Raw genomic sequence first — 12840 nt, forward strand, 5'->3', positions numbered from 1 at the left:
TATTTTCCTATAATTGCTTTTATTTTCTCGCAAATGATTTTCCCCCTATATTTCAGTAAGAAAACTAGTTAATATTTACAACTCTATTTACTATGTACTAAACTACTATTATCCATATTGGATACCTTCTAATATTATAGTTGTGATCGGCAAACCTAATATAATTTTACAACAGAGTTTTTTATTTATACTCACCACTAGAAACTTTTTTAGAATCATAGATTGAGCCTGTAGCATTATACATATAAATAAAATCGGCATGAGTAAGATATTCTATGAACTCATGCCGATTTTATTTACCTTTTTATTATGGTCTACTTCATAGTGACAATAGCACCCTTCAAAACTTTTTACTATATTAGGTAAAATGCTTAGAAATATTCATTTTCAAACCTTTTTACTATCTTTATATCTATTATCTATTTAATTTACTAAAATATATGCAGTTGTCATTTACTAACTTCTCTTGAATAATATACATATTTAAATTAATCCAACTATTACAATTATCAAGAATTATTGCATCACTAGATACTACATTTTCCTTTGATTTTAAAACACTATCCACATTATCAATATTCCATACTTCAATTTGAAGTTGTAAACCTTCAAGTACCTCCAAAATCTTCATTTTTAATCTACCTGAATTAGAAACTGGCTTATCTAAATAAAATATAGCTTTTTTAATTTCATGTTCTAATAAAAATTCACCTATTAACTTAATTGCAACTTCAGTTTTATCTATAACTGAATAAGTCCCCCTAAGTCCTGCTAAATCCCTTATGGTTTCATCCATTGACTTAATGATTAAAGAATTAGATAAAGCAACCTCTAAAGTTATTATTGTATTAAACCCATCTATATGTACTTCTTCAATGCTTGAAAGATTAATAATTTGCTTAGCCTTTCTTTTTATAATATCATCATATCTAGATACTCCTCTAATCAATGCAAGTCTTTGCCTTTCAGATAACAGATAATGATTGCCTATAAAAGTTGAAGCTCCTTTAATTTTGTATCCTCTATTTAAAAGATACAATAAATCCTCCGATGCTTCATACAATTTATTTAAATTTTCATTTTTAAATTCCTTTTCATCTTTAGGTACATAGCCTCTTCTTTTTATTTTACTCATAATTATTTCCTTAACCATTAACATTTTATTTATTAATATTATTAGATGGAATGATATTAAAATACATATACCTTTAATATAAAGTTTCTTTCTGTTTTGCTAACCAAAAATGTAGTTACCGTATTCTTAAATAAAGTAACTACATTTATCATTTAATAATAAGATTATTATTATTCCACTAATTTTGTAGTTACTACATTATTAAATAAGGTAACTACATTTATTATCTAAATTACAATTGACTTATTTGCTTTATTAATCATCTTTGCTGGGATTTCCTCATGCAATTCCCAAATAAAGTTTATTGGTTTATTTCCTGTATGGCTTCTATATTCACAAGTTCCTAAGAAAGTGAATGGAGATGTTAGACCATCTTTTGATTTATATTCTCTACCAAATAGAGCTATCTTATTTTTTGTTTTTAAGTGATTAATATATCTTTGCCATGTTATGCTTTCAACTGTAAATCTTATATTCAGATTTTTATTTCATTTGCTAAATGATTTTGTAGTTACCAGATTTTTAGGTGAAGTAACTACATTTATGTATTAGCCTTATATTTGAACTTATGATTCAACTATTTTAGCACTCTATTTTCAAATTTTCCTATTCTAAGAACTGCTTATAAGGTAAACTTACTTTTCTGCTTGCAAATCTCTTACGCCATTCCCATGCAACATTCGCTGAAATTAATTTATGTTCTTATCAAACTAAATTAGACATCATTGTAATTAATAACCATTTCTTACCATCTAATACTTAAATATTTTCCTTTTTTTAATATACTTCAATAAATTTCACTTACCTATATATTTATCATTATAAAATAAGATAATTATAATTGTTATTAGCTTATTTCTATTATATTTTTTAGTAAATATAGAATACTACTATTAGGAGGTGTGATTTTTGAGAACTGTAAAGATTAGAATAAAAGATAAACATATAATTAATTATTTAAAAAATAAAATTCTTCTTACTCAACACTTTGAAAATATGCTGATAATTTTAATCAATCAAGATTTAAATCAAAATAATGGTAAAAACTTCAGATTATTAACTAATGGAAGAGTAATGAGAGCGGTCTTTACAAATAATACTGGTGGCAAATTAAAAGACGCTGTTGACTACATTAAGAATTATTATAAAAATAATTCACTTATGAATGATATAATTGATGTCACAAGAGAATTAAAAATTCATAACATTGTAGAGCAAATTAAAAATGTTATGAAAAATTATAAATCTACATATACAAAATCACAAATTGGTGATTTTAAAGCTAATAAACCATCTACAAAATCATTGGCTTATGCAAATCATATAACATTATATATGGATGGATATAAATCTATTACATTTAAAAAGAAAAATACTATTGGTATAAATTTAAACGATAAAATGATTTATACACATGTAAATCATGAACCATTATTAAAGATAGTCAAAAGCTTCGATAATATAAAGAACATTAATTTAAACTATTCAAATGGTTATATCTACATGCTAATAAATTATATTGAACCTAACTTTAATATTAAACCTGTTGAAAATATAAAATATGCCGGATTAGACATTGGAATTAAAAATATAGCTTCAATATATATTCACGATACTACAACTAAATCTTTAATAATTAGTGGAAAAACCTTTATTAATTATAATGCAAAATTCAATCGATTTCTTTCCAAACTAGATAAAACTCTTAACACTATTGATAATCTTAATAGACTTGAAGATATTAAATATTTAACTAATTATAAAAAATTTCTTCATGAAAAGAAATATAATTACTTTTTTTCAGAATTTCATAAACTATCTAAATATATATTATTATATTTACAAAGTAATAATGTAACCCATTTAGTAATATCGAAAACTATTAATGAATTAAAAAATAATGGTAAATGTAAACTTTCAAAAGAAATCAGAAATCATTTTCTCCAAATTCCAATAATAAAATTAATAAATTATCTATACCTAAAAGCCCCAGAGTATAATATAAAAATAATTGAAATCGATGAATCATATACTTCAAAAACTTCTTGTTTAAGCGGAAATATTTTTGAAGTAAAATCACTAGCTTCAAATAATTCAATTTCAATTGATGTTTTCGGAGGAAGACGAGTTAAAAGAGGATTATTTAAAGATTATAGTTTCAATAAAATAATAAATGCCGACTTAAATGCTGCTTGTAATATTTGTAAGTATGGTAGCTTTGAATTAGAAAGATTTGAAAAAATTAAAATTCCATACTATAAATTATGTAACCCCATAAAAATATATACGATAGCAATCTAATTTTAGTAGCTTAATCGAATAGAGGATTTTTCCTAACGTAAAATATTTACGGCGAGGGGTCAAAGCAACTATTTATTATTTAAGCATAAAACACATGTATAATATATATGTTAAAAGTTATACTATTAGTATGTAATTAAATATGTAAAAAAGCCGTGAATTTCTTCACGGCTTATTATGGTGGAGGTGACGGGTGTCGAACCCGTGTCCGAAAGCAGACCAGCTTGACTTTCTACGAGCGTAGTTTGTGACTAAAATTTTGGTCCTTAGTTCGCTCACAAACAAACTCCTAATTCCCTAGCTTCATGAATACCCCTTTAGCTCAAAGCTTTGCTAAACTTCGTTTCCCACTTCAATGACACCAGTGATCCAGAGCGTGGGCACCCTGGGCTGATGAGCGGCTATATTAAGCTGCTAATGCAAAATTGTCTTCTGCGTTTATCTTTAATGCATACTTTATTATCGAGGTGACATGCTTGCCTCGGCTCGCTTATCAAACCCATCTTACCCCCGTCGAAGCCAGAACACCCCCAGGTTAAGAATTAGTTTAACGCGAAATATTCAATTTTGACTACGTGTAAATTATATATTATATAGATTTCTATGTCAACTTAGATTTAATCCTTGCTTACCATAATTTTCTTTTAAATTTTCAAAATTTATAATTAAATTATTAATATTAATTTAAAAATAAACTAATTAACATTAAAAAGAAAATCTGGCTTTCCTTATAATCTAAATTTAACTTTATATAATACACAATTTCTACATACTTATATTATAACAAATTCGACTTAATTTAAACCTAATCTTATTAGCATTAAGGGAAAAAGCTTCTTATATTACTATTTTTATAATTAATTTCTTAATAAAAAGTAGTTATATATAAGTTTGCTTGTTTTGTAACTAGTTTCTAAAGAATATGCTTCACTGTAATAGCAAACCTATATAAATACTATTCCCATTGTCCTGGTAATTTCAATTTTTGCATATAAGGAAACTGCTTATCAAATTCTTCTACCTTTTCTTGATCTAGATTTTCAAATACTTTTGATTCAAAAAATTTTCCATGTACATCTTTAAGCCCATATGGTATTAATTTTTTCATTCTTTAATTATTATCTGCCGGATAACTCACTCCAATTTGCTTCCTAGCCTCTTCAATAACTTCAACCACATTTCTAGAGACTTCTAATGAATTAATCTTAGATTCTCTTTCTCCATTTTTAATTAAGTTAGCAAACTCCTCTACTTCATAGCACATATTTGCTTCTTTATGTTCTAATGTTAAATTTTCTTCTCTACCATCTCTATATATTATTTTTACATTATTAAATGTATTAATTCTATCTATTATAATGCTACCCTCTTCCCCTTGGATTTCTGATGGAAGATATGAATTGCTTATTTTAGAGTATATTACAACTCCCTCCATATCATCATAGCCAAATACTACGCTACCTTCTCCATCAACTCCAGTTTCTAGCATTATTCCATTTGCTTTTACTGTATTTGGCTTTCCGAAAAGATTCACCATTGGTGCTATACAATAAACTCCTATATCCATAATAGCTCCATTTGATAATTCCTTCTTGAATGCATTTAACACTTCTCCAGCCTTATATTTATCATATCTTGAAGAGTATTGGCAGTAGCTTGCAAAATACTTTCTAACCTTACCAATCTTATGAAGATTATCTTTAATAACTCTAAAGTTTGGAAGTAAAGTAGTTTTCATTGCCTCCATTAAGACAACATCATTTTCCTTTGCTGCTTTTATCATTGCATCAGCTTCCTTTGTGTTTGAAGCAAAAGCCTTTTCTCCAAGAACATGTTTTTTATGATTTAAAAATAATATAGCTTGCTCAGCATGCAAAGAATTAGGTGAAGCTATATACACAGCATCAATTAAATCACTCTTAGCCATTTCCTCTAAATCAGTAAATATATTTTCTATATTAAACTTATCTGCAAACTCCCTTGCTCTTTCCTCTGTTCTTGAATAAACAGCAGATATATTTACACCTTCAACTTCCCTTGCTCCAGCTATTAACCATTCAGTAATAAAATTAGTTCCTATAACACCTATATTAATCATTAACTATCCCTCCAACTCATTTGTACCATTTATTTACTCATTTCAATTATATATTATATTCCTAATATTTTCTATCAAGACTTATACAATCAATTCTTTCCCTTCTCACTTTTCATAATTCAGCTTATCTGAATTATCTCCCTAATTATCCATTGTCCATTATCAATTATCAATTGTATTTCAGCCCTATTTTCTACAATTAAACAAAGGTGAATTATTTCCTCAATTTTTTACTTTTTCACTCTTTCACTTTTTCACTCTTTCACTTTTTAATTTCTCCTCATATTTTTATTTTAACTGCACATACTACTATTATTAATTCTTGCATTTTTAATATGTATTATTTAAAAATATGAGAAAGCTTGATTGTACTTAAATATGGTCAATACTAGGGAGGTTTTTTATATGCGTAATATCTTTAAAGATAAAAATAAAAAAAAGATATTCAAAGCAAGTAGTTATTTTTTATTTTCAATTTTTCTTATAACTAATTTTTTGTTTTTTATTTCTAAGACCTCAAACTCATCTTTTGTGCCTTCTGTATTTTTTAGTGAAGTTTATGAAGGTGAACCAATTGCACATGCCGGTACTTTTATAACTGATAGTGATGAAAATTTAGAAACTTCTATAATTTCATTTTTAAATGAGTTATATACTACTCGTAACAAGTCTTTTACTACTGGTAATGTCGAAGAACTTTATAAGTTTTATGATACTGCTCAAACATTTAGTAGCTACTCATTAAAGCATGAATTTAAAAGAATTGCTTTTTTAAGAGATTGGGCAAGTGAAAGAAATGTAAGTTTTAAGAATATACAGTCTACCCCTAAAATTACATCTATAAAGGAAAAGGATAATACATATGATTTAACTTTAAGTGAAGAATATAAATTTGATTACATATACAACAATGATCCTGAAAATGTTAATAGTTTTGGTATTTCTTTAATACATACATTAGAACTAAAAAAGTTTGGAAACTCATTTATAGTTACTAAAGATTATTATCAAGATTGCTTTGAAGGTGGCCTTGGTAAATATGATTTTGATTTAACTGAAAAGAATATTCCATTAACTAGATTTAAAGCTTATAATTTAAACTTTAAAATTAATCCTACACCTGAAAATAGTTCTACTTATAATAGAGAAGCTGCTGTAGATTATGCTGATAAATACTCTGGAATATCTTTTACAACTAACTTAGATAGCAAATATAATTCAAATTATTACATCTATGTTGCTGGATCTGGAAATTGTACTAATTTTATATCTCAATGCTTATCTGATGGCCTTGAAGGTGGAGGAATGCCTCAAGATAAAGATTGGTCTTATAAATTTAATGAATCTAAAGGAGTAATGGCAAGTGAAACTTGGGTTAACTCAGAAAAGCTTTTAGATTACCTTTTATCTAGCAATAAAGCATTTATATTATTTTCTGGGTCTTTTGATGAAATCTTAGATAGTATGTCTAAGTCAAGTAATGAAATAAAATTAGGTGATTTAGTCATATATAAGCAAGGTGATTATATTGAGCATAGTGCTATAATCACAGGATTTGATAATTCTGGGTATCCTTTAGTTAATTCTAATTCTATTGACAAATATAAAGTCCCTTTTGATTTAGGTTGGAGTAATGATAATTCTGAATTTTACATAGTATCCCTAAAATAAATTATTAAAATAAAAATAGGCTATAGTTATTTTTACTTATAGCCTATTTTTAACTATATAACTTTAAATACTGAATTTTATACCTTTAGACTTTAGTTAAGTAAGTCTTGTAGTGTATATCTTGAGAACTCATGAAGAAATGCATTTAAAGATTCATTCATTATCCCTTTTAGCTTACATCCTGAACTTATAAATGGACAACAATCTTCCTTGTTGAAACATTGTGCAATATTTAAGTTATCTTCTGTTATACGGATAACTTCACCTAAATTTATATCTTGAGGCTCTAAGCCTAATTTTAATCCACCCGTTCTACCTTTCATAGATATAACTAAATCTGTCTTAGCAAGCTTGTGTATTATTTTCTTTAAATGATGTTCTGAAATCTCTAATTTTTTTGCTAATTCTTCTACAGTGCATAGCTTGTCTGTATTTTCAGCTAGGTATACTAAGGCTCTAAATGAGTAATCAGTAAATTTTGATAAGTACATAATAATTCCTCTCTTTCGTATGATTATTGCCATAACTTAATTTATAATTGCTAGTAACTTTTATATGTATATTAAAATTAAACATTCTATATTTATACAATATCTAAACTTTATTCTTAATTTTATATAAAATTTACTCTACTGATATTATACTATATACTTACCTAAAATTACTCTAAAAGATAGACAATATTTACAATTAATTTACAAAATTGATTTCTTATTAATAATTAGAAGATTAAATATACAAAAAAAGAGTTATTTCTAACCATTTAAGCTACAATTTAAAGTAGTAGCAGGTTAAAAATAACTCTATAACATTATTTACTTAAATATTCATCAATAGCTTCTGCAGCAGTTTTACCTGCTCCCATTGCTAAAATAACAGTTGCAGCTCCTGTTACTGCATCTCCACCAGCATAAACTCCTTCTTTAGTTGTTAGTCCATGCTCATCTGCTATTATACATTTCCACTTATTAGTTTCAAGACCCTTTGTTGTTGATGATATAAGTGGATTTGGTGAAGTTCCAAGTGACATTATTACAGTATCAACATCCATAACATATTCTGAATCAGCTTTAACTACTGGCTTTCTTCTACCTGATTCATCTGGCTCTCCAAGTTCCATTTGAACACATTTCATTCCCTTTACCCAGCCATTTTCATCTACTAAAATTTCTGTTGGGTTAGTTAAAATATCAAAGATTACACCTTCTTCTTTAGCATGGTGTACTTCTTCAACTCTTGCTGGAAGCTCTGATTCACTTCTTCTATAAACAATGTGAGTTTCTGATCCCAGTCTTAAAGCAGTTCTTGCAGCATCCATAGCAACGTTTCCTCCACCTACTACAGCTACTTTCTTTCCCACTTTAACTGGTGTATGATATTCTTCTTTAAATGCCTTCATTAAGTTTACTCTTGTTAAGAATTCATTTGCAGATAAAACTCCATTTGCATTTTCTCCTGGAATACCCATAAACTTAGGAAGACCAGCTCCTGAACCTATAAACACTGCATCAAATTTTTCATCTTCTATAAGCTCATCTATAGTAATAGTTCTTCCTACTATAACATTAGTTTCAATCTTTACTCCAAGCTTCTTTATGTTTTCAATTTCAGCTTTTACTACATCATCCTTAGGTAGTCTAAATTCAGGAATTCCATAAACTAAAACTCCACCTGGTTCATGTAAAGCTTCAAATATAGTTACATCATATCCTTTTTTAGCTAACTCTCCTGCACAAGTTAATCCAGCAGGACCACTACCTATAACAGCTACTTTTTTATTTTTATCTTCTTCTCTTTCTGCTAATTCTATATTATGTGTTCTTGACCAGTCTGCTATAAATCTTTCTAGCTTACCTATTGAAACTGGTTCCCCTTTAATTCCTAATACACATTTACCTTCACATTGACTTTCTTGCGGACATACTCTACCACAAACTGCTGGCAATGCACTATATTTTGCAACTTCTTTAGCTGCCTTTTCAAATTCTCCATTTTTTATATATGCTATGAATCCTGGAATATTTATTGATACTGGACATCCATCAACACATTTTGGATTTTTACAAGTTAAACATCTATTTGCTTCTTTTATTGCTTCTTCATCTATATATCCTAAGCACACTTCTTCAAAGTTTTTTGCTCTTACTTCTGGAGCTTGTTCTGAAACAGGTACTCTTTTCATTCTATCTTGCATATTCATAACTATTCCACCTTGCATCCACAACCACCATGATTATGAGTGTCTCCTTCCTCGATTTTTAGTTGAGCTCTTCCTTCTTCAGTCTTATACATTCCTTGTCTTCTCATTGATTCATCAAAATCAACTATGTGTCCATCAAACTCTGGACCATCTACACATGCAAATTTCACTTTTCCACCTACAGTAACTCTACATGCCCCACACATTCCAGTTCCATCTACCATTATTGGATTTAAGCTAACTGTTGTAGGAATATTTAATTCCTTAGTCATCATTGACATAAACTTCATCATTATCATAGGTCCAATTACTATTGCATGATCATATTTTTTTCCCTTTTCTTCAATTAAGTACTTTAAACAATCTGTTACTCTACCATTAAATCCATATGTTCCATCATCTGTTGATATATATAAATTGCCTGAAACTTTTCTCATTTCATCTTCTAATATTAATAAGTCCTTTGTTCTACTTCCAACTATTACATCACAAGCAATACCATTTTCATGCATCCATTTAACTTGCGGATATACAGGTGCTGCCCCTACACCACCAGCTATAAATATTATATTTTTCCTTTTAAGCTCTTCTAGGTCTTCATGTATAAACTCACTTGGTTGTCCTAAAGGTCCAACGAAGTCGCTAACATAATCTCCTTCTTCAAAACTAGCTAATTCTTTTGTCTCTCTTCCTACAGCTTGAAACACTATAGTAACAGTTTCATTAACCTTATCATAATCAGCTATTGTTAGAGGAATTCTCTCCCCTTTTTCGTTATTTTTAATAATTATAAATTGTCCTGGCTTAGCAGACTTGGCAACTCTTGGTGCTTCTATATCCATAAGATATATGTTATCAGTAAGTTCTCTTTTTTTCACTATCTTATACATGATTGTTCCCCCCTGGCTTATTTTCATATCAATCTTATATTATCATTTTTCGAATATTCATACAATTAGTAAATGTAAATATTATTCTTTACTACTAAATATTTCTTTTTAGATTTCCTTATTTTTATTATTACTCTATTTTTATTTATCGACTTATTCTTATCTAATTATTTATCTACTTTTTCAAATTAAGGTTACCTCAAAAAGAAAATAATTTCTGTTTAAGATAACCTTAAAATCAATCTATTATTTTAGAAAACTTAAAGTCTTTTAGAAATTAACCTTAGTTCCATAATAAGTGCATTCAAATAATTTAGCCATTGTTGCATCATCAATTTCTCTTGGATTAGATCCAGTACAAGCATCTAAAACTGCATTGTGAGAAATAAATTCTAGATTATCTTTAAAGTCTTCTTCTGTTACTCCATATTCCCTAAGTGTATGTGGAATATTTAATTGTGTGTTTAAATCATTGATCATTTCTATTAATGCATCTGTTAATTCTGCATTATTTTCGCCTTCTAATTTTAATGCTTTAGCTATATCTGCATATCTATCTTCACAATTACCTCTGTTATATTGAATTACATATGGTAAGAAGATTGCATTTGCACATCCATGAGGAATATGGAATACTGCTCCTGTCTTATGAGCCATTGAGTGAACTATTCCAAGTAGTGCATTAGAAAACGCCATTCCTGCTAAACATTGAGCTTCATGCATTAAGTTTCTAGCTTCTTTATTTCCATTATATGAAGCAACTAAGTTCTCTCTAACCATTTCAATAGCCTTCATTGCTAATGGGTCTGAGAAGTTTGATCTTAATGATGCAGTATAAGCTTCGATAGCATGAGTTAATGCATCCATTCCAGTATGTGCTACAAGTTTAGATGGCATAGTTTGTGCAAGATCAGGATCTACTATGGCAATATCCGGAGTTATATTAAAGTCTGCTAGAGGATATTTAATTTTTGCCTTGTAATCTGTTATAATGGAAAATGCTGTTACTTCTGTAGCTGTGCCACTTGTTGATGGGATTGCAACAAATTTAGCTTTTTGTCTAAGCTCTGGTAATCCAAATGGAACAACTGCTTGCTCAAATGTAAAGTCTGGATATTCATAGAGAATATATCCAATAAGGAAAAACTATTCTTTTTCTTTATAAATGGCTTATTTAAATGCTTTATAGTCATTTCTAATCAATACTAAAAGAAATACATTGAAATATGTTGAAATAAATTTTTGACGTTTTTTTGACGAAACACAATCAAATCAATAATTAATTTCATTCAACAAAAAAAAGAGCCATACTCAATTTATTTGAATATGACTCTTTTTATAAACTTTATATTTTATTTTACTGCTTTTAATCTTGCTATATCAAAACAATTTACTCTCGTTACCTCTTCCACTTCTTTTAACTCTTCAAATTTTGCAATTACTGAAGTCCTAAATTCTATTAAATTAGCTGTTTCTTCTACTATAGAATCAACTTTCTTCTCAAGCCTTTTCTGACCTTCTTCAAGATTTGAAAGCCTATTGTCAATCCCCTTCAATAATTCTAATATTTCACGCTCCATTATTCCTCACTCCTTATAATAAACTTATTTACACTATAAATCTATCTATAATACTTCTTATTCTATCATACTATTTTACTATAGTCATCAACTATATTTTTATTAATTTAAAAATCCTTTTTCATTCATAGTACCTTGAATTTCCATATTATTAACTAAATATTTCTCACCTTCAGTCACTAAATCTAATGTCATTAATGTTTGTGTTGTAGTTTTTGTATTATTAATTTCAAAGCTATGCCAAACCCTAGCTAATACTTTTCCTTCTACTACATCAGTTACATATATCTCTACTTTATCATAAGTAGATTTATACTTTACTTTTGCTTCTGTAGAACTTAAATTGTATTTATTATAAAATTCATTAGTTGCATATGCTCTTATACTTTCCCTTCTATCTGTTTTATTATCATATTCAAACATACCTTTTAAAAAGTTTTCAGCTGCTAATTTAATATTTTCAATCTCTTTATTACTTGAAACTTTTAAAATCAACTCTCTATTTTCTTCTGTAAGCTCTTTTACTAATTCAATATTTTTATTATTTTCAATAACTAATTTATTATATTTAGTATCCATTGACTTTAATTTATATCCAAAAAAGCCTACAATCAATACAAAAATTAACGCTAACATAACTTTTCTATTATCCATATATATTATCTCCTTCTATCTTATAGTTCCAGCACAAACTATCCTTTGTTTCCAATATTCCAAATTTAAACTTGTATATCCAATAGGATCACCTGCATGATACATAGTATTACTATCAACAATTATTCCAACATGAGTTATATAATCACTTGTTGCATAAGTATTTGTAAAAAATATTAAATCTCCTGCCTTAGCTTCATTTAATGGAATATGCCTCATAGAATCATACTGTTGTTGTGCAGTTCTCGGAATCTCAACACCTATTGATTTATACGCCCATTTAGTTAATCCGCTACAATCAAAACTTGTTT

11 protein-coding genes, 1 other RNA gene and 2 pseudogenes are annotated in these 12840 nt (G+C 27.9%); 2 read left to right on the forward strand and 12 right to left on the reverse strand.

The window, feature by feature from the left end; all coding sequences use genetic code 11:
• Positions 1-415: 415 nt before the first annotated feature.
• Both NSA50_RS09360 and NSA50_RS09365 read right to left on the reverse strand, forming a co-directional pair.
• Positions 416-1135, reverse strand: a complete 720-nt coding sequence (locus NSA50_RS09360) for a DUF434 domain-containing protein (RefSeq protein WP_257444627.1) — start codon at positions 1133-1135, stop codon at positions 416-418.
• A 227-nt stretch (positions 1136-1362) separates the two neighbouring features.
• A pseudogene (locus NSA50_RS09365) lies at positions 1363-1599 on the reverse strand (DUF3427 domain-containing protein); the annotation flags it as partial.
• 445 nt (positions 1600-2044) lie between these two features.
• On the opposite strand from NSA50_RS09365, the gene NSA50_RS09370 reads away from it, so the two are divergent.
• Entirely contained in the window at positions 2045-3436 is a 1392-nt protein-coding gene (locus NSA50_RS09370) for a zinc ribbon domain-containing protein (protein ID WP_257444628.1), read from the forward strand.
• Between the two features lie 178 nt (positions 3437-3614).
• Here NSA50_RS09370 and ssrA read toward each other — a convergent pair.
• The 3 genes from ssrA to NSA50_RS09385 all read right to left on the reverse strand — a co-directional run bounded on the left by ssrA (position 3615) and on the right by NSA50_RS09385 (position 5534).
• Positions 3615-3968, reverse strand: a transfer-messenger RNA (tmRNA) gene (gene ssrA, locus NSA50_RS09375).
• A 423-nt stretch (positions 3969-4391) separates the two neighbouring features.
• On the reverse strand, positions 4392-4544 hold the full coding sequence (locus NSA50_RS09380) for a hypothetical protein (RefSeq protein ID WP_257444629.1): 153 nt from the start codon (positions 4542-4544) through the stop codon (positions 4392-4394).
• A gap of 3 nt (positions 4545-4547) precedes the next feature.
• Positions 4548-5534, reverse strand: coding sequence for a Gfo/Idh/MocA family protein (locus NSA50_RS09385; RefSeq protein ID WP_257444631.1), 987 nt, complete (start codon positions 5532-5534; stop codon positions 4548-4550).
• Positions 5535-5939: 405 nt separating this feature from the next.
• Here NSA50_RS09385 and NSA50_RS09390 point away from each other — a divergent pair, with 405 nt between their 5' ends.
• Positions 5940-7205 (forward strand): amidase domain-containing protein, encoded by a 1266-nt coding sequence (locus NSA50_RS09390; RefSeq protein ID WP_257444633.1) that lies wholly within the window; start codon positions 5940-5942, stop codon positions 7203-7205.
• Positions 7206-7297: 92 nt separating this feature from the next.
• Here NSA50_RS09390 and NSA50_RS09395 read toward each other — a convergent pair whose 3' ends face one another.
• The 7 genes and pseudogenes from NSA50_RS09395 to NSA50_RS09425 all read right to left on the reverse strand — a co-directional run.
• Entirely contained in the window at positions 7298-7696 is a 399-nt protein-coding gene (locus NSA50_RS09395; protein WP_195262852.1) for an RrF2 family transcriptional regulator, read from the reverse strand.
• 320 nt (positions 7697-8016) lie between these two features.
• Complete coding sequence (gene gltA, locus NSA50_RS09400) at positions 8017-9405, reverse strand: NADPH-dependent glutamate synthase (RefSeq protein ID WP_257444636.1); 1389 nt, start codon at positions 9403-9405, stop codon at positions 8017-8019.
• A gap of 2 nt (positions 9406-9407) precedes the next feature.
• Positions 9408-10295, reverse strand: coding sequence for a sulfide/dihydroorotate dehydrogenase-like FAD/NAD-binding protein (locus NSA50_RS09405; RefSeq protein ID WP_257444638.1), 888 nt, complete (start codon positions 10293-10295; stop codon positions 9408-9410).
• 270 nt (positions 10296-10565) lie between these two features.
• Positions 10566-11426 (reverse strand): annotated as a pseudogene (locus NSA50_RS09410) (iron-containing alcohol dehydrogenase); the annotation flags it as partial.
• Between the two features lie 221 nt (positions 11427-11647).
• Positions 11648-11875 carry a plasmid stabilization protein gene (locus tag NSA50_RS09415; RefSeq protein ID WP_257444639.1) on the reverse strand — a complete coding sequence of 76 codons (228 nt, stop codon included), beginning with the start codon at positions 11873-11875 and terminating at the stop codon, positions 11648-11650.
• Positions 11876-11977: 102 nt separating this feature from the next.
• Positions 11978-12529, reverse strand: coding sequence for a hypothetical protein (locus NSA50_RS09420; protein ID WP_257444641.1), 552 nt, complete (start codon positions 12527-12529; stop codon positions 11978-11980).
• Positions 12530-12544: 15 nt separating this feature from the next.
• On the reverse strand, positions 12545-12840 hold a 296-nt coding region (locus NSA50_RS09425), incomplete at its 5' end, for a C40 family peptidase (protein WP_257444643.1).

The organism is Clostridium mucosae (assembly GCF_024622765.1).
Taxonomy (GTDB): Bacteria; Bacillota; Clostridia; order Clostridiales; family Clostridiaceae; genus Clostridium.